Raw genomic sequence first — 22748 nt, forward strand, 5'->3', positions numbered from 1 at the left:
GTCCGTCGAAAGACGCGCCAGCGTCTTTCGGAAGTTGCAACGCCGGAGCGACGCGACGGCGTTGCACCCCGAACCGCGACCACGCGGTGAGTGGGAGGCCGTACGATGAGCGAGGCGTCCGTCGACAGATGGGACAGCGTCTGTCGGACGTTGCGGCGACGGCGCGACGTGGCGCTGTTGCAACGCCGCCGGCGCGTCCGACGTGACGGGGCGGTGGAACGATGAGCGAGCCCGGCACCGCGCTCGTCACGGGCGCCTCGGCGGGCATCGGCGCGGCGCTGGCCCGGGAGTTCGCCGCCCACGGGCACGACGTGGTGCTTGTGGCCCGGCGGGAGGAGCGCCTGGAGCGGCTCGCCGGAGAGCTGGAAGCCCAGGGCGTGACGGCCACGCCGATCGCAATGGACTTAGACGATGCGGCGGCGGCGATGGACCTCCACGAGGCCGTCACCGACCGTGGGCTCGATATCGACATCCTCGTCAACAACGTCGGCGTCGGCACGTACGGGCCCTTCGCCGACAGCGACATAGACGCCGAGCGGACCCAGCTCCGGCTCAACGTCGTGTTGCCGGTCGAGCTCACGCGGCTCTTCCTCGACGACTGCCGAAAAGTGCTGAACGTCGGGTCGATGGCGGGGATGGCACCCGGCCCCGGACTCTCGACGTACTACGCGAGCAAGGCCTACGTCAACAGTTTCACCGAGGCCATCGCCGAGGAGCTCCGGGGCGAGGTCGACGTGACGCTGGTCTGTCCCGGGCCGGTCGATACGGAGTTCGCCGACCGGGCGGGGATGGGCGAGTCGTCGGTGGGGTCGGTCAGCTCGAACACGCCCGAGAACGTCGCTGAAGCGGCCTACAGGGGCCTGATGGGCGGCGAAACCGTCGTCATCCCGAGCCGGGCGATGCGCGCCGTGGACCTGCTGTCCCGGGTCGCGCCACGGCCAGTCGTCCGGCGTGTGACCCAGTGGGTCAACAGCGGGCGGTAACGCGTTTGCCCCCACGAGAGTCGTGTCTGGCCCTGCATTATCATGTATTGATAATAGCGGTCGAGATTGAAGTAGGACAAGCTGAGATATCTCAGTATGGCAGCACCAGTCGTCGAACAGTACAAGCAGCTGATACGCCGCTCACTTGACCTCGTCGGGGTGTCCGGCTCGATAGAGCGGAAAGTGCTCGCAGCGGTGGGGCTCCAGTTTGGCGCCTCGGTGGGGCTGGCCGTCGTCGCGTTCACGCTCACCGGCCTCGCACAGTTCGTGCTCACCGGCCTCCTGCTGACCGGGGCCATCGTCGCCTTCGCCAACACCGTCTTCATCACGCGCGAGGACATGGTCGACCCGATAGTCACCCTCTCGGAGCGGGCCGACCGCATCGCGGCCGGCGAAATCGACGTCGACGTCCCCGACAGCGAGCGAGGCGACGAGGTGGCGAGCCTCCTCGCCTCTTTCGGGGCGATGCAGGCGAGCCTGGCGACGGTGGCCCGACAGGCCGACGCGCTGGCCGCCCAGGAGTTCGACGACCCGGTGCTCGAGGCGGACGTGCCCGGCACGTTCGGCGAGTCACTGGACCGGATGGCGACCAACATGGACGAGTACACCACGGAGCTCCAGGAGATGACCGCCGACCTGGAAGAACGGTCGGCGGCGCTCTCCGAGCTGGTGACCGCCTTCGGCGACGCCGCCGAGCGGGCGAAGGGCGGCGACCTCACCGCGACCATCGACGCGGAGTTCGAGGACGTCGACGAGCAGTTCCAGCAGGTCGTCACCGACTACAACGACCTGCTTGAGACGCTCGGGGACACCGTCGGCGAGGTGACGACGTTCGCGGACGAGGTCGCCGGAACCAGCGACCGCGTCACCGAGAGCGTCAGTGAGATAGACCGCGCGAGCGACGAGATAGCGCGTTCGGTCCAGGACATCTCCGCGGACGCCAGTCGGCAGGCCGAGCGCCACGACGCCGTGGCGGGCGATATGAACACGCTGTCGGCCACCGTCGAGGAGATCGCGGCGACGGCGACCGACGCCGCCGAGACCGCCGAACGAGCCGCCGAGCGGGGCCGCGACGGACGGGCAGAGGCCGCCGCGGCCATCGACGAACTGGAGCTGATGACCGCGCGCATCGACGAGATTGCGGTGTCGGTCGAGGGGCTGGTCGAGGAGATAGCCGAGATAGACGAAGTGGTCGACCTCATCACCGAGGTGGCCGAGCAGACGAACATGCTGGCGCTGAACGCCTCTATCGAGGCCGCCCGCGCAGACGCCGGCGGCGACGGCTTCGCCGTCGTCGCCGAGGAGGTCAAATCCCTGGCCGAGGAGACCCGGGACGCCGCCGGGGAGATATCGGAGCGCATCGAGGCGGTCCAGGAGAGCGCCAACGAGACGGTCGCGGACGTGGAGGCGACCAACGAGCGCGTGGCCGGCAGCACCGACAGCATCGAGGCGACGCTGCGGGACTTCGAGGACATCGTCGACGTGCTCGGGGAGGTCAACGCCGCCATCCAGGAGATATCCGACGCGACGGGCGAGCAGGCCGAGACGACCCAGGACGTGGTCGCCGCCGTCGACGAGGTGGCCGAGGTCAGCGACCAGACAAAGCGGGAGGCCGAGTCCGTCGCCGCCGCGACGGAAGAACAGACCGCGACTATCTCGGAGGTGACCGGCGAGGTCCAGTCGGTCGCCGAGCGGACCGACGACCTCCACGACCTGCTCCAGCAGTTCGACGTGACCGAGGCCCAGGCACCCACCGCCGGCGAGACCACCGAGGTCTTCGCGCCCAGCGCCGACGACTAGGCTCGCGGGTCCTGGTCCGGGCCCGGATACTCGCCGCCCTCGACCAGGTCGTACAGCGACTCGGGGTCGAACAGTTTCGCGAAGGCGTCGGGTGTCCGGACGCTGACCCGCATATGTTCTTGCAGCGCCAGCCCCGTCTTCGCGCTCCGCAGGGACTCGTTGTAGCTGAGCACGTGGGCGGCCTCGCCCCGGTAGGCCGAGGCAAGCGCCGGGTGGTCGCCCTCGGGATGGTCGACCGGCTCGCGCTCGCGCTCGATTCGCTCGCGCCAGTCGGCCGCGAGGTCGGGGTCGGCCAGGTCGGCGATGATGGCCGCTGTGTCGGCAAGCAAGGCGTCGCTGGCCACGAGCCGGACCCACGAGTGCCGGCGGACGTGGTCAAGCGCTTCCCGGGCGTCACCGCCACACAGCAGGTCTGCCGCGAGCACGTCTGCATCGGCGACGACGCGGGCGGGCGAGGCCTCAGTCATCCTCACCCTCCCGGCGCCGCGCCGCGAGCGCCTCCCGGACAGTTTCGACGCTTGTCTCGTGGTCGCTGGCGCGCTCAAACAGGTCGGCCCAGTCCATACGTCGCGTAGGAAGCGGTGACAAAAAGCCGTGCCGTCTGCCATCTGTCTGACGGGAGTTTATATTCAATCCCGTCCTCGCCCGAGATACGGGCGCGAACTGGCAGCTTACGTTCGCTACGTCTGTAGCACGTCCCATCCTCCTGTCACGCGCCCGGTTACTTGCACCCCCTTTTGCGAGACGCTGTCCCAATAGCTGCGGGAGTCTGAACAGTACCGCTGCTAGCTATAAATCCGCCAACAACGGCCGCGAATAGTGTTCTGTACAGCCAGAAACCTCCCAGTCGCTCGGCGACAGCGAGCCCCCGAGTTCAGCCAGGGCGAGAGCGTAGCTCTCGCGGGCAATCGGGCGCTTCGCGCCCGATGACAGCTGGGGCTTTCTGGCTCTGCGAATCGGCGCTGCAGCAGGAAGCAACGACCGTCCAGTTCCCGAAGCGCGTGATAGACGTAACTTCAGGCCTCGGCACGGAGCGCCGAGCGCACCTCGTCGATACCGTCGTGGCTCGTCATCACCGCCAGGCTGTCGCCGGCCTCGATGGTGGTCTGGGGGAGCGGAATCGTCATCGACTCGTGAGCGCGGCCGTGGGCGTAGATGTGCGCGTCGCCCGGGAGCTCGACCTCGACGACGCGCTTGCCGATGACCGCCGAGTCCTCGGGCACGTCGATGCTGGCGATAGAGAGCTGTTCGGTCAGGTCAGCGAGGACGTTGAAGTCCCCGCCCAGCAGCGCGGTCTTGGCACCGGCGGCGCCCAGCCGTTCGGGGTAGATGATGTCGTCGACGTCGGCGGCGTACTTCTCGTATATCTCCTCGCGGTAGTCGGCGTCGATGCGGAGGACGGTGCGACAGCCGTGCTCCTTGGCAATCATGCAGGCGGTGAAGTTGGTGTTCAGGTCGCCGGTGAGCGCGCCGATGGCGTCGGCGTCGTCGATGCCCGCCGCCTCGAGCGTCGACTCCTCGCTCCCGTCGCCGGTGACGACCTCGAAGCCGGCTTCGGTCGCCCGGTCAACCTTCGCCTGGTCCCGCTCGACGATGGCGACCTCGTGACCCTCGCTCTGGAGAATGTGTGCGGTCCGGGTCCCGACACGACCGTAGCCGACGATGACGAACTTCATGCGAGTCGATACGACAGCCAGCACCAAAAATGTGAACGTGTGACAGGGCGTCGGCGTAGCTGTGTCCCAACGGGGACCCGATTCTGGCGGTCTGAAAAGAGAAAAGAGCGATTGGTCGGCCGACTTCGGCGGTCGGGCCGAGTGATTCGAGCAGCGAAGCGAGCGGTGGCGGCTCACCGCGCCGACAGTGTTACGACGTCCCCGTAGGCGTCTCCGTCCCCTCGGTCGGCGTCGCGGTCTCGTTCTCGGTCGGCGTCGCGGTCTCGTTCTCGGTCGGCGTCGCGGTCTCGTTCTCGGTCGGCGTCGCGGTCTCGTTCTCGTCGGTGTCCTCGGCCACGGTCACGTTCGCAGTGTCCGTGACGGGCGTGTCGTTGACGAGGACGGGGCGGTCAAGCAGGCTGCCGGATTCGACGAATTCGAACATCGGTTCCTCCACATCCATCGTCTGGTTGTCGGACTCCGGGGTCTCGTTGGCCGGCGTCTCGTTAGTCGGCGTCTCGGGCGTCTCAGGCGTCTCGTTGGCCGCCATCATCCGCACCGCGTCGGTCTCGACGTGGAGCATCGCGGTGAGTTCCGCCGGGCCCTGTAGGCTCGGTTCGGTGTCGTTTGTCGTCTCGTTGGCCGACTCGTTTGCCGTTTCGTTGGGGACCGGGGCGGACGTCTGGGCCCCCTCCTCGGTGTAGTTGGCCCCCGGGACGTCGAACAGCGTGATGGTCACGTTGTTGTACTCACCGGCGGGGAGGTAATCAGAGACGCCGATGACGCTGTCGGTGGCGCTGTTTTCGAGGGTCTCGTCGTGGATGGCGACGTAGCCGGGCTGGGTCAGCGTCACGTTCGAGACGGTGACGGTCGTGCCGTTGGTCTCCTGGTCCTCGAAGGTAAGCGACGGACCGTCCTCAGTGGTCTCGTTGTCCGTCGGCACGACGCCGTCCTCAGTGGTCTCGTTGTCCGTCGGCACGACGCCGTCCTCAGTGGTCTCGTTCTCAGGCGTCAGTGGTTCGTCCTCGGTCGGCGTCTCGTTGGTCGGCGTCTCGTTGGTCGGCGTCTCCTCTGGCGACGGTGTCGGGCTCTCCGTCGGTGTCTCCTGCTGTGCTATCGGGCCGGGTACGGCACCGGCCTGTGCTGTGAGTGCCGCTGTCACGACCGCGACAGCGACGGCGACGAGTAACGTGGTCCGTTTCATGTTGTAACGCAAGCGAGGGCACAGAAGGCGGATTGATAAACTAAGCTGACAGTTCAGAATCGAAGGAACAGCCAACCGAGGAGTAATCGCCCCACAACGTGCGAAGCCGGCGATTACACGGCTGCCTTTCGACACGCGTTTACGCGGGGGCGGCCGACACCTGACAGTATGCGAGTGACGTTCCTCGGGACGAGCGGGGCCATCCCGACGACCCAGCGCAACACGAGCAGTATCTTCTGTAACCGGGACGGCGACTATCTCCTCTTCGACTGCGGCGAGGGCACCCAGCGCCAGATGATGCGCTACGGCACCGGCTTCGCCGTCGACCACCTGTTCGTGACGCACCTGCACGGTGACCACGTCCTCGGGATTCCGGGGCTGCTACAGACGTTCGACTTCAACGACCGCGAACGCCCGATAGCTATCCACACCCCGATGGGCACGCGGGGGAACGTCAAACAGCTCATCGAAGCCAACGGCACCACCCCGTCCTATCCGGTTCGTATCAACGAGGTTTCGGCCGGCGACACGGTGCTTTCTCGCCCGGAGTACGAAGTGCGGGCAATCGCGACCGAGCACCGCTGTGCCTCCGTCGGCTACGTCCTCGCCGAAGACGACCGCAAGGGGGAGTTCGACCGCGAGAAAGCCGAGGCAGAACTCGGCATCCCACCGGGACCGAAGTACTCGAAGCTCCACCGCGGCGAGGCCATCGAACACGACGGCCGGACCATCGAGCCCGAGGAAGTCGTCGGGCCGCCCCGCCCCGGCCGCACGTTCGTCTACACCGGCGACACCCTGCCGACGGACAGCGTCGTCGCGGCCAGCGACGGCGCGGACCTGCTCGTCCACGACGCGACCTTCGCCGAGGACCGACGAGACCGCGCCGAAGCGACGGCCCACTCCACTGCCCGGGAGGCTGCCGAGGTGGCCCGCGACGCCGGCGTCCGGACGCTGGCCCTGACACATATCTCGACGCGCTACGCCGGCCAGGCCGACAAGCTGGGCGCCGAAGCCCGCGAGGTCTTCGATGGCGAGGTCGTCGTCGCCGAAGACGGAATGGAGCGGCACGTGCAGTTTTCGGGGTAGGCGAGGTTCCGACCGAAGGGAGGAACCTCGACAATGCGAGCGGCGAAGCCGCGAGCAGAGCGAGGCGATGAGCAGCGAGGGACCGCCTGGCGGTCCCTCGGGCAGTCGGGCGGCTCTGGCGCCCGACGACGAAGCGAATCGCCTCGGTGCGGAACGGTGACCGATGCGGGACCGACGGTCCCGCAGGCAGTCGGGCGGCAGCGCCGCCCGACGACGCAGGGAGATTCTTCCAGGGGCGCGAGCGGGGGGAGCCACGGTGCTTTCAGGAACAATAATGCATGACAGCGGTCCAATAGTGCGAGCTTTATGCCTCCAGACGCATCGATATGCATGACTTACCGGATGGTGCACGTCGGGCTCGGTGGCCAGGGAGAGACCTGGCTCACCGAGGCGATTCCACCGAACGTCGAGGCGGGCCGAATCGAAGTCGTCGCTGCGGTCGATACCGACCCCGAGCGACACGAGCTGGCCCAGGACGAACTCGGGTTGCCCGCCGAGCGCTGTTACACCGACCTCGACGCCGCACTGACCGACCACGACGCCGACTTCTGTTCGGTCGTCACACCGCCGGCGGCCCACGAGTCGGTCGTCGACACCGCCCTCTCCCACGGGCTGGATATCCTCTCGGAGAAACCCATCGCCGACACCCTCGAGGGGTCGGTCCGCATCGCGCGGGCGGTCGAGGCCGCCGGGGCGAAGATGGGGCTGACGATGACCCACCGCTTCGACCAGGACAAGACGACGTTCCGCCGGGCCGTCGAGGACGCCAGTCCCGTGGACTACCTCACGGCCCGGTTCACCGGCAACGTCCGCGAGCGGGGCCACTACTCGCAGTACGTCCACGAGATGGAGAACATGCTCCTGCTTGACGGGGCCATCCACCATCTGGATATGCTCGCGGCGATGGTCGATGCCCCCTGTGAACGGGTGTCCGCCGAGACCTGGGTGCCGGATGGCGCGGACTACCAGGGCGACTGCACCGGACTGGTGACGCTTACCTTCGCCGACGGCACTCGCGCTCAGTACGAGGGGAGTTACGCCAACGCGACCACGCTCAACGGCTGGGGCCACGAGCAGTTCCGCGCCGAGTGTGCCGACGAGACTGTTATCCTGGACAACCGGAACGTCGAGCGGTTCGGCCGCGACGACGAGCGGGCCGGGGAGAGCGCGGGGCGGGACGACGGACACCACGTCCCGCCGGTCGAGCGGGAGACGTGGACCAACGCCTGGCTCATCGAGCAGTTCTGTGCCTGGCTCGACGGCGGCGAACCCATGCCGACCGACGTCCAGTCGACGCTGCAGTCGATGGCCATCGTCTTTGCCGCCATCCAGAGCAGCGAGACCGGCGAAGCGGTCAACGTGCCGGCCCTGCTGGAGGAGGCCCACGGCGTCACGCAGGTACAGTAGCGGGCGACGCGCGGCCGTCCGGAACGGTCGGGGCAGCGTCGGCGCCAGCGGCGTGGCCAGTAAGCAGACCTTACAGCTCGCGAGCGCCGGTAACCGAATCATAGTTAACAGACGGAGCGACGGAGCCACGGCGTATGCACGTCGCCGTCATCGGCTTCGGGAACGCCGGGGGAAAGATAGCAGACGCCATCCTGGAGTTCGAGGCCGACACCGGCCGCTCGCTGTGCAAGGACGTTCTCGCGGTCAACTCCGCCGAGATAGACCTCGCGAAACCCGACCGCATCCCCGAGGAGCGACGGCTGCTCATCGGACAGACCCACGAGCGAGTGAAGGGCCGTGGCGTCGGTGCGGACCCCGAACTGGGCGCTGAGGTGGCCCGCAGGGACCTGGGCGAAATCGACCGGGCGCTGGACAGCGTTCCGGTGTACGAGGTCGACGCCTTCCTCGTCGTCGCCGGCCTCGGCGGGGGCACCGGCAGCGGCGGTGCGCCCGTCGTCAGCCGACACCTCCGGGAGATGTACGCCGAGCCGGTGTACGGGCTCGGCGTCCTGCCGAGCACGGACGAGGGCGGGCGGGCCTCGCTGAACGCCGCCCGCTCGCTGCAGGCCTTTACCGACGCCACCGACAGCCTCGTACTCTTCGACAACGACGCCTGGCGACAGGCCGGGGAGACGCTACAGGGCGGCTACGACCACACCAACACCGAGCTGGCGCGCCGAATCACGACACTGCTCGGTGCGGGCGCGATGGACAATTCGAAAGTCTCCGAGACGGCGATGGACGCCAGTGACATCAACCGGACGCTGTCGACAGACGGGGTGAGTACTGTCGCCTACGCGAGCGCCGAGTTGGACCGGGAGAGGAAATCGGGACTGCTCGACCAGTTTCGCGCCAACGGCCACGCCGAGAGCGACACCGACTACGCCCAGAAGGTCCACGGTCTCGTGCGCCGGGCCGTCAACGCCCGGCTGACCTGCCCCGCCGACGTGGCGTCGGCCGAGCGCTCGCTCGTCGTCGTCTCCGGCCCGCCCGAGGAGCTCTCGCGCAAGGGGCTCCAGCACGCCCGCCAGTGGCTCGAATCAGAGACCGACAGCGTGGAAGTGCTGGCCGGTGACGACCCCCGGGAAGAGGCCGACCGGCTCTCGGTGGCCGTGCTCCTCTCGAACGTGACCGACGTCCCCCGCGTCGACGCCCTCCAGGAACGAGCCGTCGACGCCCAGGAGCGAATCGAGGCCGAGGAGACCGCCCGCGACGACGCGGTCGCGGAGCTGATTACCGACGAGAACGACCAGCTCGACCCGCTCTGAGACGGTTCTGTCGGGCGTTACTGGTGACCGTACACTGGAACGGGCTCGTAGGGCTCTTCCAGATACGCCACGTCCGACGCCGAGAGGTCCACGTCCAGCGCCTCGACGGCGGCCTCCAGATGCTCGATGCTCGACGTGCCGACGATGGGCGCGGTGACGTTGTCGTTCTGGAACTGCCAGGCGAGCGCTATCTGGGCCATCGTCACGCCGTAGTCGGCAGCCAGTTCCTGGACGCGTTCGTTAATCTCCTGGCTGCCCGGCCCCTCGGCGTAGGGCACCTCGGCGTTCTCCGTCTCGTGAACGCCCCGTGTCGTCGACGTGAACTCCTCGTGGGGCCGCGTGAGATAGCCAGCACCCAGCGGACTCCACGGAATCGTACCGACGTTCTCGCGGTCACAGAGCGGGTACATCTCGCGTTCCTCCTCGCGGTAGGCCAGGTGGTAGAGGTTCTGCATCGTCTCGAAGCGCGCCAGCCCCTCGCAGTCGCTCACGTGCAGGGCGCGCTGGAACTGGTGGGCCCACATCGAGGAGGCCCCGATGTGGCGGACCTGCCCGCGGGCTACAGCGTCGTCCAGTGCCCGCAGCGTCGTCTCGATGGGCGTTTCGTCGTCCCAGCGGTGAATCTGGTAGAGGTCGACGGTGTCCATCCCCAGCCTGTCGAGCGAGTTCGACAGCTCCTGCTCGATTGTCTTCCGTGAGAGTCCGCGGGCGTTTCGGTGGTCGCTCGCGCCCGGGAACCGGACTTTGGTGGCGACGACCTGCTCGTCGCGGTCGTAGTCGGCGAGCACGTCGCCCAGTATTGCCTCGCTCTCGCCCGCCGAGTAGACGTTCGCGGTGTCGAAGAAATTGACACCGAGGTCCATGGCCCGCTCGATGAGCTCGCGGCTCTCTCCCTCGTCTAACATCCACTCGCGCCCGCTCCCGAAGCTCATACAGCCCAGACAGATCTTGCTGACTTCGATACCGGTCGACCCAAGCGTTGTGTACTCCATAAAATACAACGCACATTGTAAACACAAATGCGTTCGGACCGGTACAGTCATTCCGCGGCCGACCCCATCGGCCGGTATGGAGCTTGCACACGTCGCCATCTGCGTCTCGGACCTCGACCGCGCGCTCGAGTTCTACGGCGAACTCGGCTTCGAGGAGAGTCATCGGTTCAGCCTGAACGGCGTCGAGAACGTCTACGTCGGTCGCGAGGGCGACGGGGACCTGCAACTCCGCTACGACCCGGACCGCACGACGCCTATCGCCCCCTCGCGGGCCGACACCGACCACATCGCCTTCACCGTCGACGACGTCGAAGCGACGTTCGAGACCGCGCTCGAGGCCGGCGGGTCGGCGGTGCTGGAACCCACGGAAATCGAGCCGGCGGACGCCTACGCCGCCTTCGTCGAGGACCCCGAGGGGTACACCCTGGAGTTCTACCGCGAGCTGTAGCGACCGAGGAGCTACCTCTCTGGGGACCGAAGGCGCCGCATGGTCACGGCCGGCGATCTGTACCTTCTCGCGGTGACTGTGATGGCCCTCGTCGCGCTCGCGGTGGCGATTCCGGTGTTACTCGACATCGTGCGCGAGGGGCGCGAGCGACTGCGACAGGGGCGGCCCGAGCCGCCGGTGGAGGCCGAGGAGCCGGACGATATCGACGGCGTTCAGTGTCGACACTGCGGGACGGTGAACGACGACGGCTACGCCTACTGTGAGGAGTGTTCACGGCAGCTATAGCCAGGACTAAATCCCAGTCGTTGCGGCGCTGTAGCATCCGGCGGCAAAGCCACCGGTTCACCGAGCGGGAGGAGAGCGAGCGCTCGGCCTTTTTCGCCCACGTTTTTCGAGGAGTGGGTTGCGGGCCTATGGCCCGCAACCGTATGACGTGGCGGCGAAGCCGCCACGCTGTTCCCGCAGCGAGCCGAAGGCTCGCGAGGACACCCGACGAAGTAAAAAGTGGTACGCCAGGACTGGGATTTGAACCCAGAATCCCGAAAGGGAACACGCTTTCCAGGCGTGCGCCTTACCGTTCGGCCATCCTGGCTCACCAGAGAGTCCGACGGCGTTCGGTTAAGGGCTTTCGTTTCCGGGCAGGCGGTCTCGGGCCGTGTAAGTGAGCGCCGTGGCACCGACCAGCACAGCAACGGCGACGCCGGCCTTCGCGGCGACGGTCACCCGCTGGCCGGTCGCCAGTTCGAACCCCTGCAGCAGGACGAGGAAGGCGAGGCCGCCGACGACGCCCCACAGCAGACTGGATTTCGTTCGGGGCTCCATCACTTGGCCGCGACGGCCTCGATTTCGACGGCGACACCTTTCGGGAGCGCGTCGACGCCGACGGCCGAGCGGGCGGGGGGTTCCGCGTCGAAGAAGTCGGCGTAGGTGTCGTTCATCGCGTCGAAGTCGTCGATGTCGTCGAGGAAGACGGTGACCTTCAGCACGTCGTCCATTCCGGCGCCGGCCCCCTCAAGGACCGCTTCGATGTTCTGCAGGGCCTGCTCGGTCTGTTCAGCGACGGGCGCGTCATCCAGTAGCTCGCCGTCGGGCGTCAGCGGAATCTGTCCGGCGGTAAAGACGAGGTCGTCGGTCGTCGTCGCCTGGCTGTACGCGCCGACGGCGGCGGGCGCGTCGTCGGTGTGGACGATGTCTTTCATACCAGTGAGCGGGCGGCCGAGGGGTAAAAAAGCGCCGTCAGACGAGCACCTCGACGGGGTAGCCGTGCTCGCGCAGCGCGGCGAGCAACTCGTCGACGTGGTCCGGTCCCCGCGTCTCCAGGTCCAGTTCCACCTCGGCGTCGTTCATCGCCACGTCCCGGTTGGTGCGGTCGTGCTCGATGGCGTAGATGTTGACCTGTTGCTCCGAGAGCACGCCCACGAGTTCCTCCAGGGCGCCGGGGCGGTCCTTGAGAACGGTCTTGATGCGGAGATAGCGGCCGGTCTCGACCAGCCCGCGGACGATGACGTTCGTCAGCGTGTTGAGGTCGATGTTCCCGCCACAGAGCGCCGGGACGATGACCTCGTCGTCCGCATAGTCGAACTTCTCCTCGATGACGGCGGCCAGCGCCACCGCACCGGCGCCCTCCGCGAGTGTCTTCGACCGTTCAAGCAGGGTGGTCAAAGCCACCGCTATCTCCGAGTCCGAGACGGTGACGACGCTGTCGACGCGGTCGCGGATGATCTCGAAGGTACGCTCGCCGACGGTGCGGGTGGCGATGCCGTCGGCGATGGTCTCGACGCTGTCGCGTTCGATTCGCTCGCCCTTGCGCAGTGACTCGGCCACGCTGGAGGCCCCCTCGGCCTGGACGCCGACGACGCGAATCGAGGGGTCCAGCCCCTTCAGCGCCGTGGCGATGCCGCTGATGAGCCCCCCGCCGCCGATGGGGACCACGACGGTGTTGACCTCGGGGAGTTCGTCGTAGATTTCCAGGCCGATGGTCCCCTGGCCGGCCATCACGTAGTCGTCGTCGAAGGCGTGGACGTAGGTCCGACCCTCATCGCGCTCTATCTCGTGGGCGCGCTCGGCGGCCTCGTCGTAGTCCTCGCCGTACAGCACCACGTCACCCCCGTAGCTCCGGGTCGCTTTCACCTTCGAGATGGGGGCGTGTTCGGGCATCACGATGGTCGAGTCGACGCCGATGCGGGTAGCCGCCAGCGCGACCCCCTGGGCGTGGTTGCCCGCGCTGGCCGTGACGACGCCGTTTGCGCGCTGGTCTTCGGAGAGCGTCGCGATTCGGTTAGTCGCGCCACGGAGCTTGAACGAGCCGGTGCGCTGGAACAGTTCGAGCTTCAGGTGGACCTCGGCGCCGGTCATCGCGGAGAAGGTATGGGAGTACTCGAGCGGTGTCTGCCGGGTCGTCTCGGCGACCCGGTCACGCGCCGCCTGCACGTCCTCGAGAGAGATCATGCCACCGGCTACTGCCTGTGGCGTGTTATACTGTTTGGACCGGCAAAAACGGATAGGGAGGAGCGTGTGACTGCACTCGATTCGAGCAGCCCAGGATACTTAAACCCAGCCGAAGCGGAGTGAAAGTGTAACCGCAGGGCTAGAACGCGGTCGTCCAATTTATCAGCGTATTACCATGAGAGGCCGTATTTATAAATAGCCGACCGGCAGAACTGTTTTAGGCCGCCTCGGCAACGTATGGGTAGATGGACACGTGGCAGCGGCGGACGCTGATATACGTCGTCGGGCTTGTCGGCGTGATGCTGGCGTACGCGGTGGCCTACGACTACCTGATGGCGACTGTCGAGAACAGTCCACAGCCGTTCACCCGTTCGCTTCGCGTCGTCGTCGAGACGTTCACCACGACGGGGTATGGCTCCGACGCCCCTTGGTCGACGACCGTACTGCGGTTGTTCATCGTCGTGATGGACCTCACCGGTGTGGTTCTCATTTTCATGGCGCTTCCCGTCCTCGTCTTCCCGCTGTTCGAGGAGGCGATGGCCACGACGACCCCCACCAGCCTCGAGCGCGATATCACGGACCACGTCGTCATCTGTGAGTTCACGCCACGGGGCGAGACGCTCGTCACCGAACTGGAATCCTGGGACGTCGACTACGTCATCGTCGAACCCGACAGTGACCGCGCCGACGACCTCTACGAGGACGGTTACCACGTCATCCACGCCGACCCCCAGTCCGTCGACGGGTTAGAGCGGGCCCATCTCACCGACGCGCGAGCGCTCGTCGCCGACGCCTCCGACCAGGTCAACACCAGTATCGTCCTCACTGCCCGTGAGGTCGACGAACACGTTCGCACGGTGAGCGTCGTCAAAGAGCCCGACCGCGCGAGATACCACGACCTCGCCGGGGCCGACGCCGTCCTCTCGCCGCGGCAACTGCTGGGCGAGAGCCTCGCCAGCAAGGTGACGACGGGCGTCTCGACGACGCTCGGGGACTCTATCGAGGTCGGCGAGGACTTCGACATCGCCGAACTGCCCATCCACCGCGGGAGCGACCTCGTCGGCACGACGCTGGCCGACAGCGGCATCCGCGAGGAGACCGGCGTCAACGTCATCGGCGCGTGGTTCCGCGGGCAGTTCGTCAGCCCGCCCTCCCCCGACGCCGAACTCGACGGTTCGACGGTCCTGCTGGCCTCCGGGACGGCGCGACAGCTCGAATCGCTCAAGTCGATGACCCTCTCCAGTGTCCGTGGCTTTCGCCGCGGCGAGACGGTCATCGTCGGCTACGGCGAGGTCGGCCAGACCATCGCCGACGAGCTCCAGACGGCGCGGGTCCCACACACAGTCCTGGACCGACAGGAGACGGACGGCATCGACGTCGTCGGCGACGCCACCGAACCAGCGGACCTGCGAGCGGCCGGCGTCGAGGACGCCCGCACGGTCATCCTCGCGCTCTCGGAGGACACCGACACGGAGTTCGCCACACTGGTAATCCGGGACCTCAATCCCGAGGTCGAGATTATCGCCCGCGCCGAGGAGACCGAGAACGTCACCAAAATGTACCGTGCGGGGGCCGACTACGTCCTCTCGCTGGCGACCGTCAGCGGCCGAATGCTCGCCTCCACTATCCTGGAGGACGAGGACGTCATCTCGATGGACCAGCAGGTCGAGATTATCCGGACCGACGCCGGCGAGCTCGCGGGGACGACACTAGGCGAGGCCGACGTCCGCTCGCGGACCGGCTGTACCGTCCTCGCCCTAGAGCGCAACGGCACCGTGCTGACCGATCTCGGGCCGGACGTGCGTATCCAGTACGGCGACAGCATCGTCATCGCCGGGACGGATGCGGGTGTGACGCGGTTCAAGCAACTGTACTAAAGTACCTTTTTCCCGCTCGGGTTCGCGCTCCGCGCGAACCTCTCGCGGCAAAAATCTACGCTAAAAAGGCCGGAATCTCGGCCTCCGGCCTCGATTCCGGTGAAACCGCTCGCCGACGGCGAGCGGTATGCTCGACTGCCTGCCCTTCCCCGTTCTCGTGAGCAGCGAGGGCGCACAGCGACCTCGACGCGAGCGGGCTTGCCCGCGAGCGAAGCGAACGAGAGCTCGTCAGAGCTCGCTCTGACGGCGTGTTCGCGACATAGACGCCGCTCACGGCCAGGTAGCGGACAGTTCGGCGGAAAACACGGCCGTGGCGCCGATACTCACCGGTGGTCGTCAATCCACCGGCACCACGCGCGAAAGTCGTTCGCACCACACTGTTCGGCGATGCTCTGGAGGGTTCCAATTCGGACACGGTCGTGGAGCGGCACGGTGACCGTTCGTTTCTCGCCGGTCTCGGGATGCGTGTATTTCAGAATGACGTGGTCGCCCCGGGTCCGGTCACGTCGATACCCGAACGCACGCAGCACACTGACGATTTCGCGGCCCGAGAAATCCCGGGAACCCATCTATTCGTCGTCGAACCACGGCGCGTCCGGTTCAGGAGCAGTAGTGTCGTCCCTGCGTGCCTCCTGTGTCAGTTCGACCGCTTCATCGAGGTTTTCGAGGGCCTTCTGGCGTGTTTCGCCCTGGCTTGCGACACCGGTGTCGGCATCGATAGCCGACCACCAGCCGTCGTCTTCCTCGATAAGACGAATCTCACGCCCGGTACTCATACGACAGGATAGGCCGGAATGTCGGATAAACGTTCGGCCACGACTGTGACCACTGTCGATAGCGGACTGTCTGCCAGCAGGACAGCGTCGGTAATCGGGGTTTGGGATGTCCGTTCGAGAACGGACACGGCTGTAGTTACAGCGCCCGGACCAACGAGGCCAGGCCGACGAGCAGGAGGCCGCCGACCGCACCCGCCACGACCGCGGCGAGCGTCCCCGTGACCGCGTCGCGGACGCCGGGCGCGATAGTCCCGAGGCCGAACTCGAACAGGGCTATCGCGGCGAGAGAGACGACAAACGACAGCAGTGGTCGAGAGTCACTGTCCGCCGTCCCGGCCGTCGACGACCAGTCGCGAGCTGAGAGGGCAGCGACAGTCAGCCCTGCGGCCGCGAGCGCGCCGACCTGCTGGGAGAGCGACGACGCCATGGCTGCTGGGACGACGAGGACGGCATACACCAGTCCAGCACCGACGAGTGCCAGGGCTCGAACCGTCGGGTCCTGAAAATCGGTCGACGAATCTGGCATTCCGCGGTAATGACCGCTACCGTTCCTCAAGCGACACGAACGTCGTCTCTTCGGGGTCCGGGCCGACGTAGCGGGCGCGCGGACGAATCAGCCGGTTGTCCTCGATGTACTCGACGACGTGGGCGACCCAGCCACCGACACGCGACATCGCGAAGATGGGGGTGTAGATGTCGATGGGGATGCCCATCTGGTAGTACGTCGAGGCGGAGTAGAAGTCGACGTTGGGGGCCAGGCCCTTCTCCTCCATGAGATACGCCTCGATGGTCGTGGACATCTCGTACCACTTCAGCGAGCCAGCGGCCTCGCCGAGCTCCTTCGAGCGCTCGCCGAGAATCTTCGCGCGGGGGTCCTTGACGTTGTAGACGCGGTGGCCGAATCCGGAGACACGACGCCCCTCGTCGAGGGCTGTCTTGACCCAGTCCAGCGGGTCCTGCTCGGCGTCGTCGACCTCTTTCAGCATCTCCATGACGTCCTGGTTGGCGCCGCCGTGGAGCGGGCCCTTGAGGGTGCCGATGGCAGCGGTGACGGCGCTGTGGAGGTCCGACAGGGTGGAGGCTGTGACCATCGCCGAGAACGTCGAGGCGTTGATGCCGTGGTCGGCGTGGAGCACCAGCGCCTGGTCGAAGACGTCGGCCAGCACGTCGTCTGGCACCTCGTCGTTGAGCATGTAGAGGAAGTTCTCGGCGTGGCCCAAGTCCTCGCGGGGGGCGACGGGGTCGTCGCCGTTGCGGATGCGGGTGAAGGCGGCGATGATGGTCGGAACCTTCGCGGTGATGCGCCGGCCGCGTGCGAGGTTCACGTCCTCGTCGGTCGGGTCGGCGTCCTCGGGCGCGGGGTCGTAGCCCGAGAGCATCGAGACGGCGGTCCGCAGCGCGGCCATCGGGTTCTCGTCGGCCTCGGCCATCGCGCGGACCGTCGCGAGCACGGCCTCGTCGACCTCGCGCTCTCCCGCCATCTCCGACGCAAACGCGTCGAGTTCGTCGCTGTCGGGCAGATGGCCGTACCAGAGCAGGTACAGCACCTCCTCGTAGCTGGCGCCGTTCGCGAGGTCCTCGATGGTGTACCCCCTGTAAACGAGTTCGCCCGCGTCACCGTCTATCACACTGAGACCGGATTCGGTGACGAGGACTCCCTCCAGCCCTTTCTTGAGGTCGTCGGACATACCCAAACCGTATCCGACCTGCCGGGAAAAGCATTTTCTTTCCGGGCGTTCCTGTCACACGGTCGCCGGTTCGAAACTGGACGTTCAGTCACCGCTTTGCCGACCAGGTATTCGTCTTCTAACGTATTTCGGCAGGAATGTCGGTTCTGTCGGCGGTGAGCCGAGGGCGACGAGGCGAGGTTCGTCAGAACGTCGTTCTGACGGCGCACCGCGGGAGAGGCTATCGTGAGAGAAGATACCACAGAGCGAACGCTTTTCAACGGCGGTGTCAAATCGGGAGCTATGGAGCCCACGGGGACGGTCGAGTACGAGCCGGTGAGTGTCAAGGGAGTGCTGTCGGAGATGAAAGACACCGCCGAGTTGCTCATCGACCTCTCGTATTCGGCCGTCCTGCTGGGCAGCGACGACGTGGCGGGCGAGGTACTGGAACTGGAGGCGAAGATGGATGTCCTCCAGCTTCGCGCGCGGATGAGCCTCCTGATGGCCTGCCGGTCGCCCGACGACGCCGAGTCGCTGGCCCCCGTCCTGGGGATGGTCGGGGCCGCCGAGAAGATAAGCGACGCCGCCGGCGACATCGCAAAAGTCGTCCTGGAGGATATCGGTCTGCCGGACACGATGCGTGCCGCGCTGCCCGAGGCCGTCGAGACGCTCGTTCGAGCGACCGTCACCGCCGATTCGCCCCTCGCCGGCCAGAGCCTCGGCGCGCTGAACTTAGAGACCGAGACCGGCGTGCGCGCCCTGGCTATCCGCCGCCAGGGGAGCTGGCTGCTCAACCCCACCCGGGAGACGCAGTTGCAGGGCGAGGACGTCGTGTTGCTGCGCGGCCCCGAGGACGGCGTCAGCGACGTGTATCAGGACGCCACCGGCGACGCTTACGAACCCCCCGAGCCGCCGGAGGGCGACACGCAGGACCTCGAACGCGCCGTCGACTCCATCGTCCTCATGAAGGACATGGGCGAACTCGCGGTCGACCTGGCCTACGGCGCGGTGCTGTTCGACAGCGAGGCCGTCGCCGAGGAAGTGGTCGAACTGGAAGCCGAGGTCGACGCCCTCCAGTCGCGGTTCGAGGCGTGGACGCTGCGTGCGGCCGCGGACATGGACGATCCCGTCTCGCTGCGCGGACTGGTCCATCTTGCCCGCTCGACGGAGGTCATCTCCGACGCCGCCCTCGAAATCAGCGAGGGCGTGTTACGCGGCCTGTCGACACACCCCGTCGTCGCCGAAGCGGTCCGCGAGTCCGACGAGATAATCGTCCGTGCGACCGTCGACGACGAAAGCGAGCTGGCGGACCGGACCATCGGCGACGTCGCCGTCAAGACCGAGACCGGGATGCGCATTATCGCCATCCGGCGGGGGGCCGGAGAGAGCGACCGCACGGGGAGAGAAGGCGGCGAGTGGGTCGTCTCGCCCGGCCCCGAGACGCCGCTTATGGCCGGTGACGTGTTGCTCGCGAAAGGGACCCGCACCGGCGCCGACCGCCTCGACGCGCTCACGGGGCCGAGCGAGCGAGCCTGACCGCCGAGACGACCGTAAAGAGCGCCGTCAGCAGGCCGCCAAGCGAGACGAGCAAGACAAAGGCCAGCGCGCCGTAGAGGTAGGTCGGACGGGTCGTTCCAGGGAGGACGAACAGCGCGACCAGCCCCGCCGTCACGAGGGCGGCGAGGCTGAAGCCGTACTTCGCGTTGCGCGGAACGTTCAGCGCGGCGACCATCGCCGCGGCACCGCTCTCCGGTTCGGACTCGGTCACATCCATCGGTAGGGACGGGTACAAAAAGACCCCATCGGTATCACTGCACGATAGCCGGCACGGATATCGGACGTTCGGGCCGGTCAGACAGTTAGTTGCCGTTCCCGTTTCCGTTCCCGTTCCCGCTTCCGTTTCCGTTCCCGTTCCCGTTCCCGTCAGAGTCGTCGCCCTCGTCGTCTTCCTCTTTTTCCTCGTCATCGCCGTCGCCTTCGTCACCGTTACCCTCACTGCTGTTGTCGTTCGTTCGCTCGTCTGGTGGGACACAGTTCCCGTCCGAATCGAGGACCTCACCGGGCCCTCCGACACCCTCACAGGTAATCGTCTCGTCGGCCTCGCCGGACCCGACGGTGCCACTCTCGGGGTCGAAGTCCGGGTGGACGTACGTCGTGTTCGTCGCGTTCAGGTAAACGGCCGCAATGGTGCCAGAGTTCCCTTTCCCGCCGACATCGGGTCTAATGTTGCCGCCCGAATCGTTTACCAGCACCTGCTCGGACTCCATCGTCCCGCTGTCGTCCAGCCAGACGACTGCGTCCATGCTGTCGAGTTCTTCGTAGTCGTTGACCTGCGCGTTGCCCTTACCCTTGAACTCCACGCGGTCGGCGTCGTTCGAGTCACCGTCCGATTCGTCACTCTCGTTGGGAACGTATAGCTCGTACTCGTCCTCGCTAATCGACCCCTCGAAGGGAGACGTGCTGTCGTTCTCCGGGTCAGGATCGGGATCGGGGTTCGGGTCAACTCTGTCACCGACGAGGTCAATCGCGCTCGCATTGTACGCCGGCTCGGGGTTCGGGTCCGGGTTCTGGTCAACGTCTTCAGACCACGTGTACGAGTAACAGTACGAGTAGTAGTAGTTACCGTACTCGTACTCGTACGTGTAGTTGTACGTGTACTCGTACTCGCCGTCCTCTTCTTCCTCTTCTTCTTCCTCTTCTTCCTCTTCTTCTTCCTCTGCCTCACCGTCGTCGTATCCAGGCACGCTGTCTTCTGGGGCCGAGCAGGGACCCATCGTGATATCGCCATCGTCGCTGTCATCGCTGTCGTCACCATCGTCGCTGTCGTCACCATCGTCGCTGTCGTCACCATCGTCGCTGTCATCGCTGTCGTCACCATCGTCGCTGTCATCGCTGTCATCGCTGTCGTCACCATCGTCGCTGTCATCGCTGTCATCGCTGTCGTCACCATCGTCGCTGTCATCGCTGTCGTCACCATCGTCGCTGTCATCGCTGTCATCGCTGTCGTCACCATCGTCGCTGTCATCGCTGTCATCGCTGTCGTCACCATCGTCGCTGTCATCGCTGTCATCGCTGTCGTCACCATCGTCGCTGTCATCGCTGTCGTCGCTGTCGTCACCATCGTCGCTGTCATCGCTGTCGTCGCTGTCGTCACCATCGTCGCTGTCGTCGCTATCGTCGCTGGGAGTGTCCGTTTCAGGCACCGTGAACTCGCCCAGCAGCTCGGACTGGCTGTCCTCCGTCGACATCCAGGCCACGGTCACCGTCTCCGAGCTGTTCGCCCAGACGGTCACCGTGTCACCGGACGAGAGGTCCTCGCCCGCGCTGTAGGCCGTCTCATCGGCCAGGGTGCCGCCGCTCGTCGAACTGTTGACGACGATCTGGTCCGCCGTGAGGTCGTCCGACGCCCATTCGACCGTTATCTCTATTACCCCATCGGCGTGCACGTCGGAGCCGACAGTCCCGAAGCTATCGGTCTCCGACAGCGTGTGGCTTCCCTCGTACGAGAACGCCAGGTCCGCGTTCTCGCTCGACAGCTGCGGCGTGTCGACGACACCCATAACCACGGGCGTCGCGACAGCGATACCGATCACAGTGATACCGAGCAACAGCGCGACCGCGACCACGGGACTGACCGCTCGGTCGTCAGAACGGTCCGCTCGTGAATACATAAAGGCCCCCACCTTTATTTTGAGTCGTTGTGCTAACGATAGTTCTCATTGTCTATTACTTTATATTCAGTTTTACTTAATATTTTCCCATGTGCTCGCGCTCGTCCGATCGGGTCTGGTCAGCCCCGTTCGCTGGTCGGCCGTTCCCAGTGCAGACACGGGCCCATCTGGCAGACAGGACTGGGCATACGGAATCCGAACCAGTAAAGTCGGACAACCCGAATGGACGCGTAATGGTAACTCTCGGTACGGCGAGTGCCGCTCCCGGTGAGATAGACACCGGGCGTCTGGAGGTCGGCGAGAGCCGCGACGGTAGCCCCGTCGGCCTGCCCGTCGCGGTCGTCAACGGGTCACAGGACGGCAAGACGCTCTATATGCAGGCCGCGAGCGACGGCGACGAACTGAACGGCGTCGGCGTCGTCCAGCGTGTCGTCCCGCAACTGGACCCGAGCGAGCTCTCGGGGACGATTCTCGTCTGTGGCATCGTCAACTACCACGCGTTCCAGGTGGCCGAACACCGCAACCCCATCGACGACACGAAGATGAACCGGGCCTACCCCGGCGACGCCTCGGGCACCTCCAGCGAGCGCATCGCCGCGGCGACACACGACGCCGCCGTCAGCGCCGACCTCGTCGTCGACCTCCACCAGGGGTCGACCTCGCAGATGATAGAGGAGGTGCGTGTCCGATGTGGCTCCCGGCACCGGCTCCACGAGGAGTGTCTCGAACTCGCGAAGGTGTTCGACTGTGGCTACATTTTAGACCAGAAGGGTCCCGACGGCCAGCTGGCCCGGGCCGCGCCCGACGAGGGCGTCCCGACCATCGACCCGGAACTGGGCGGCTGTGTCGGCTGGGACGGGGACTCGATTCGAAAGGGCGTCGACGGCGTCTTCAACGTGCTTCGCTACTACGACTTCCTGCCCGGCGGGTACACGCCCTCGCCACAGGCCCGCGCCACCGGGTTCGAGCAGTACGGCTCACCGGTCGGCGGGCTCGTGGACTTCCACCCGAACCTGGGGGACCGCGTGAGCCGCGGGGACACGCTGTTCGAGGTGACCGACGTCTTCGGCGAGCGGAAAGCCGAGATAGCCGCCGACTCGGCCGGTATCTTCTGGCGCTCTCGGCGCCTCCCGCAGGTCGCCACTGGCGAGTACGTCTGTTCGATCGGGACGAACATCGACACGTACTAGCGCCACAACACCAGCGACACGGGTGTGTCGGCATCGACCGAGACCCACTGTGAGTCGACCGCTGCCGGGTCGACGTCGGAGGCATAGCAGATGTACCGCTCCGTCCCGTCCGAGCGGCTCCTGACGACCGCCGGCAAGACGCCTTCGTCGGGGTCCGGCGACGGCGTCCCGCCGGACGGGGACTGGTGTTCAGTGCTCATAGACGGGCTGTGACGGGGAAACAGTATTGTTACCGGT

The 22748-nt window shown here is 66.3% G+C and carries 24 protein-coding genes and 1 tRNA gene; 10 read left to right on the top strand and 15 right to left on the bottom strand.

The window, feature by feature from the left end; genetic code table 11:
- Positions 1-221: 221 nt before the first annotated feature.
- Both P1K32_RS07090 and P1K32_RS07095 read left to right on the top strand, forming a co-directional pair.
- Positions 222-983 carry an SDR family NAD(P)-dependent oxidoreductase gene (locus P1K32_RS07090; protein WP_276251972.1) on the top strand — a complete coding sequence of 254 codons (762 nt, stop codon included), beginning with the start codon at positions 222-224 and terminating at the stop codon, positions 981-983.
- A gap of 96 nt (positions 984-1079) precedes the next feature.
- Positions 1080-2783, top strand: a complete 1704-nt coding sequence (locus P1K32_RS07095) for a methyl-accepting chemotaxis protein (RefSeq protein ID WP_276251973.1) — start codon at positions 1080-1082, stop codon at positions 2781-2783.
- Here the strand turns inward: P1K32_RS07095 and P1K32_RS07100 are convergent.
- The 3 genes from P1K32_RS07100 to P1K32_RS07110 form a co-directional block, all read right to left on the bottom strand.
- Positions 2780-3250, bottom strand: coding sequence for a DUF7384 family protein (locus tag P1K32_RS07100; protein ID WP_276251974.1), 471 nt, complete (start codon positions 3248-3250; stop codon positions 2780-2782). The genes P1K32_RS07095 and P1K32_RS07100 overlap by 4 nt on opposite strands.
- A gap of 549 nt (positions 3251-3799) precedes the next feature.
- On the bottom strand, positions 3800-4459 hold the full coding sequence (locus P1K32_RS07105) for a potassium channel family protein (protein WP_276251975.1): 660 nt from the start codon (positions 4457-4459) through the stop codon (positions 3800-3802).
- Positions 4460-4649: 190 nt separating this feature from the next.
- Positions 4650-5642 (bottom strand): DUF7282 domain-containing protein, encoded by a 993-nt coding sequence (locus P1K32_RS07110; RefSeq protein ID WP_276251976.1) that lies wholly within the window; start codon positions 5640-5642, stop codon positions 4650-4652.
- 168 nt (positions 5643-5810) lie between these two features.
- Here P1K32_RS07110 and rnz point away from each other — a divergent pair, with 168 nt between their 5' ends.
- The 3 genes from rnz to P1K32_RS07125 all read left to right on the top strand — a co-directional run bounded on the left by rnz (position 5811) and on the right by P1K32_RS07125 (position 9442).
- Complete coding sequence (gene rnz, locus P1K32_RS07115; RefSeq protein WP_276251977.1) at positions 5811-6728, top strand: ribonuclease Z; 918 nt, start codon at positions 5811-5813, stop codon at positions 6726-6728.
- 330 nt (positions 6729-7058) lie between these two features.
- Positions 7059-8135 (top strand): Gfo/Idh/MocA family protein, encoded by a 1077-nt coding sequence (locus P1K32_RS07120; protein WP_276251978.1) that lies wholly within the window; start codon positions 7059-7061, stop codon positions 8133-8135.
- 134 nt (positions 8136-8269) lie between these two features.
- On the top strand, positions 8270-9442 hold the full coding sequence (locus P1K32_RS07125) for a tubulin/FtsZ family protein (protein ID WP_276251979.1): 1173 nt from the start codon (positions 8270-8272) through the stop codon (positions 9440-9442).
- Between the two features lie 17 nt (positions 9443-9459).
- On the opposite strand, the gene P1K32_RS07130 is transcribed toward P1K32_RS07125, so the two are convergent.
- Positions 9460-10434 (bottom strand): aldo/keto reductase, encoded by a 975-nt coding sequence (locus tag P1K32_RS07130; protein ID WP_276251980.1) that lies wholly within the window; start codon positions 10432-10434, stop codon positions 9460-9462.
- A gap of 76 nt (positions 10435-10510) precedes the next feature.
- Here P1K32_RS07130 and P1K32_RS07135 point away from each other — a divergent pair, with 76 nt between their 5' ends.
- Both P1K32_RS07135 and P1K32_RS07140 read left to right on the top strand, forming a co-directional pair.
- Positions 10511-10882 (top strand): VOC family protein, encoded by a 372-nt coding sequence (locus P1K32_RS07135; RefSeq protein WP_276251981.1) that lies wholly within the window; start codon positions 10511-10513, stop codon positions 10880-10882.
- A 39-nt stretch (positions 10883-10921) separates the two neighbouring features.
- Complete coding sequence (locus tag P1K32_RS07140; RefSeq protein ID WP_276251982.1) at positions 10922-11167, top strand: DUF7577 domain-containing protein; 246 nt, start codon at positions 10922-10924, stop codon at positions 11165-11167.
- A gap of 225 nt (positions 11168-11392) precedes the next feature.
- Here P1K32_RS07140 and P1K32_RS07145 read toward each other — a convergent pair.
- The 4 genes from P1K32_RS07145 to ilvA form a co-directional block, all read right to left on the bottom strand.
- Positions 11393-11474: transfer RNA gene (locus P1K32_RS07145), tRNA-Ser, on the bottom strand.
- A gap of 26 nt (positions 11475-11500) precedes the next feature.
- Complete coding sequence (locus P1K32_RS07150; RefSeq protein WP_276251983.1) at positions 11501-11704, bottom strand: DUF7981 family protein; 204 nt, start codon at positions 11702-11704, stop codon at positions 11501-11503.
- Positions 11704-12081, bottom strand: coding sequence for a Rid family detoxifying hydrolase (locus P1K32_RS07155; RefSeq protein WP_276251984.1), 378 nt, complete (start codon positions 12079-12081; stop codon positions 11704-11706). The genes P1K32_RS07150 and P1K32_RS07155 overlap by 1 nt, the downstream gene beginning before the upstream one ends.
- A 37-nt stretch (positions 12082-12118) precedes the next feature.
- Positions 12119-13330, bottom strand: a complete 1212-nt coding sequence (ilvA, locus tag P1K32_RS07160) for a threonine ammonia-lyase (protein ID WP_276251985.1) — start codon at positions 13328-13330, stop codon at positions 12119-12121.
- 245 nt (positions 13331-13575) lie between these two features.
- On the opposite strand from ilvA, the gene P1K32_RS07165 reads away from it, so the two are divergent.
- Positions 13576-15207, top strand: coding sequence for a potassium channel family protein (locus P1K32_RS07165; protein ID WP_276251986.1), 1632 nt, complete (start codon positions 13576-13578; stop codon positions 15205-15207).
- 323 nt (positions 15208-15530) lie between these two features.
- Here the strand turns inward: P1K32_RS07165 and P1K32_RS07170 are convergent, their stop codons facing one another.
- The 4 genes from P1K32_RS07170 to citZ all read right to left on the bottom strand — a co-directional run bounded on the left by P1K32_RS07170 (position 15531) and on the right by citZ (position 17671).
- Complete coding sequence (locus tag P1K32_RS07170; protein ID WP_276251987.1) at positions 15531-15776, bottom strand: type II toxin-antitoxin system HicA family toxin; 246 nt, start codon at positions 15774-15776, stop codon at positions 15531-15533.
- Entirely contained in the window at positions 15777-15983 is a 207-nt protein-coding gene (locus P1K32_RS07175; RefSeq protein WP_276251988.1) for a type II toxin-antitoxin system HicB family antitoxin, read from the bottom strand.
- A gap of 136 nt (positions 15984-16119) precedes the next feature.
- Positions 16120-16509: a hypothetical protein gene (locus P1K32_RS07180; RefSeq protein WP_276251989.1), complete on the bottom strand. Its 390-nt coding sequence runs from the start codon at positions 16507-16509 to the stop codon at positions 16120-16122.
- 16 nt (positions 16510-16525) lie between these two features.
- Positions 16526-17671 carry a citrate synthase gene (gene citZ / locus P1K32_RS07185; protein WP_276251990.1) on the bottom strand — a complete coding sequence of 382 codons (1146 nt, stop codon included), beginning with the start codon at positions 17669-17671 and terminating at the stop codon, positions 16526-16528.
- 282 nt (positions 17672-17953) lie between these two features.
- Between citZ and P1K32_RS07190 the strand changes: the two genes are divergently transcribed.
- The gene (locus tag P1K32_RS07190; RefSeq protein ID WP_276251991.1) at positions 17954-19186 is read left to right on the top strand and encodes a potassium channel family protein; all 1233 of its coding nucleotides are present in this window, start codon (positions 17954-17956) and stop codon (positions 19184-19186) included.
- Here the strand turns inward: P1K32_RS07190 and P1K32_RS07195 are convergent.
- Together P1K32_RS07195 and P1K32_RS07200 are read right to left on the bottom strand one after the other, a co-directional pair.
- Positions 19161-19418: a DUF7536 family protein gene (locus tag P1K32_RS07195; RefSeq protein WP_379690945.1), complete on the bottom strand. Its 258-nt coding sequence runs from the start codon at positions 19416-19418 to the stop codon at positions 19161-19163. The two genes, P1K32_RS07190 and P1K32_RS07195, sit on opposite strands and share 26 nt — an antisense overlap.
- A 91-nt stretch (positions 19419-19509) precedes the next feature.
- Positions 19510-21321 (bottom strand): type IV pilin N-terminal domain-containing protein, encoded by a 1812-nt coding sequence (locus P1K32_RS07200; protein WP_276251992.1) that lies wholly within the window; start codon positions 21319-21321, stop codon positions 19510-19512.
- A 233-nt stretch (positions 21322-21554) separates the two neighbouring features.
- Between P1K32_RS07200 and P1K32_RS07205 the strand changes: the two genes are divergently transcribed.
- Positions 21555-22511: a succinylglutamate desuccinylase/aspartoacylase family protein gene (locus P1K32_RS07205; RefSeq protein ID WP_276251993.1), complete on the top strand. Its 957-nt coding sequence runs from the start codon at positions 21555-21557 to the stop codon at positions 22509-22511.
- On the opposite strand, the gene P1K32_RS07210 is transcribed toward P1K32_RS07205, so the two are convergent.
- The gene (locus tag P1K32_RS07210) at positions 22508-22711 is read right to left on the bottom strand and encodes a hypothetical protein (protein ID WP_276251994.1); all 204 of its coding nucleotides are present in this window, start codon (positions 22709-22711) and stop codon (positions 22508-22510) included. The genes P1K32_RS07205 and P1K32_RS07210 overlap by 4 nt on opposite strands.
- Positions 22712-22748 lie beyond the last annotated feature (37 nt).

Source organism: Haloarcula rara (assembly GCF_029338235.1).
Lineage (GTDB): Archaea > Halobacteriota > Halobacteria > Halobacteriales > Haloarculaceae > Haloarcula > Haloarcula rara.

Bases quoted from the DNA above. Each gene is read 5' to 3' on its own strand.
- P1K32_RS07090 (WP_276251972.1), top strand. From the start codon at position 222: ATGAGCGAGCCCGGCACCGCGCTCGTCACGGGCGCCTCGGCGGGCATC.
- P1K32_RS07095 (WP_276251973.1), top strand. From the start codon at position 1,080: ATGGCAGCACCAGTCGTCGAACAGTACAAGCAGCTGATACGCCGCTCA.
- P1K32_RS07100 (WP_276251974.1), bottom strand. From the start codon at position 3,250: ATGACTGAGGCCTCGCCCGCCCGCGTCGTCGCCGATGCAGACGTGCTC.
- P1K32_RS07105 (WP_276251975.1), bottom strand. From the start codon at position 4,459: ATGAAGTTCGTCATCGTCGGCTACGGTCGTGTCGGGACCCGGACCGCA.
- P1K32_RS07110 (WP_276251976.1), bottom strand. From the start codon at position 5,642: ATGAAACGGACCACGTTACTCGTCGCCGTCGCTGTCGCGGTCGTGACA.
- rnz (WP_276251977.1), top strand. From the start codon at position 5,811: ATGCGAGTGACGTTCCTCGGGACGAGCGGGGCCATCCCGACGACCCAG.
- P1K32_RS07120 (WP_276251978.1), top strand. From the start codon at position 7,059: ATGACTTACCGGATGGTGCACGTCGGGCTCGGTGGCCAGGGAGAGACC.
- P1K32_RS07125 (WP_276251979.1), top strand. From the start codon at position 8,270: ATGCACGTCGCCGTCATCGGCTTCGGGAACGCCGGGGGAAAGATAGCA.
- P1K32_RS07130 (WP_276251980.1), bottom strand. From the start codon at position 10,434: ATGGAGTACACAACGCTTGGGTCGACCGGTATCGAAGTCAGCAAGATC.
- P1K32_RS07135 (WP_276251981.1), top strand. From the start codon at position 10,511: ATGGAGCTTGCACACGTCGCCATCTGCGTCTCGGACCTCGACCGCGCG.
- P1K32_RS07140 (WP_276251982.1), top strand. From the start codon at position 10,922: ATGGTCACGGCCGGCGATCTGTACCTTCTCGCGGTGACTGTGATGGCC.
- P1K32_RS07150 (WP_276251983.1), bottom strand. From the start codon at position 11,704: ATGGAGCCCCGAACGAAATCCAGTCTGCTGTGGGGCGTCGTCGGCGGC.
- P1K32_RS07155 (WP_276251984.1), bottom strand. From the start codon at position 12,081: ATGAAAGACATCGTCCACACCGACGACGCGCCCGCCGCCGTCGGCGCG.
- ilvA (WP_276251985.1), bottom strand. From the start codon at position 13,330: ATGATCTCTCTCGAGGACGTGCAGGCGGCGCGTGACCGGGTCGCCGAG.
- P1K32_RS07165 (WP_276251986.1), top strand. From the start codon at position 13,576: ATGGACACGTGGCAGCGGCGGACGCTGATATACGTCGTCGGGCTTGTC.
- P1K32_RS07170 (WP_276251987.1), bottom strand. From the start codon at position 15,776: ATGGGTTCCCGGGATTTCTCGGGCCGCGAAATCGTCAGTGTGCTGCGT.
- P1K32_RS07175 (WP_276251988.1), bottom strand. From the start codon at position 15,983: ATGAGTACCGGGCGTGAGATTCGTCTTATCGAGGAAGACGACGGCTGG.
- P1K32_RS07180 (WP_276251989.1), bottom strand. From the start codon at position 16,509: ATGCCAGATTCGTCGACCGATTTTCAGGACCCGACGGTTCGAGCCCTG.
- citZ (WP_276251990.1), bottom strand. From the start codon at position 17,671: ATGTCCGACGACCTCAAGAAAGGGCTGGAGGGAGTCCTCGTCACCGAA.
- P1K32_RS07190 (WP_276251991.1), top strand. From the start codon at position 17,954: ATGGAGCCCACGGGGACGGTCGAGTACGAGCCGGTGAGTGTCAAGGGA.
- P1K32_RS07200 (WP_276251992.1), bottom strand. From the start codon at position 21,321: ATGTATTCACGAGCGGACCGTTCTGACGACCGAGCGGTCAGTCCCGTG.
- P1K32_RS07205 (WP_276251993.1), top strand. From the start codon at position 21,555: ATGGTAACTCTCGGTACGGCGAGTGCCGCTCCCGGTGAGATAGACACC.
- P1K32_RS07210 (WP_276251994.1), bottom strand. From the start codon at position 22,711: ATGAGCACTGAACACCAGTCCCCGTCCGGCGGGACGCCGTCGCCGGAC.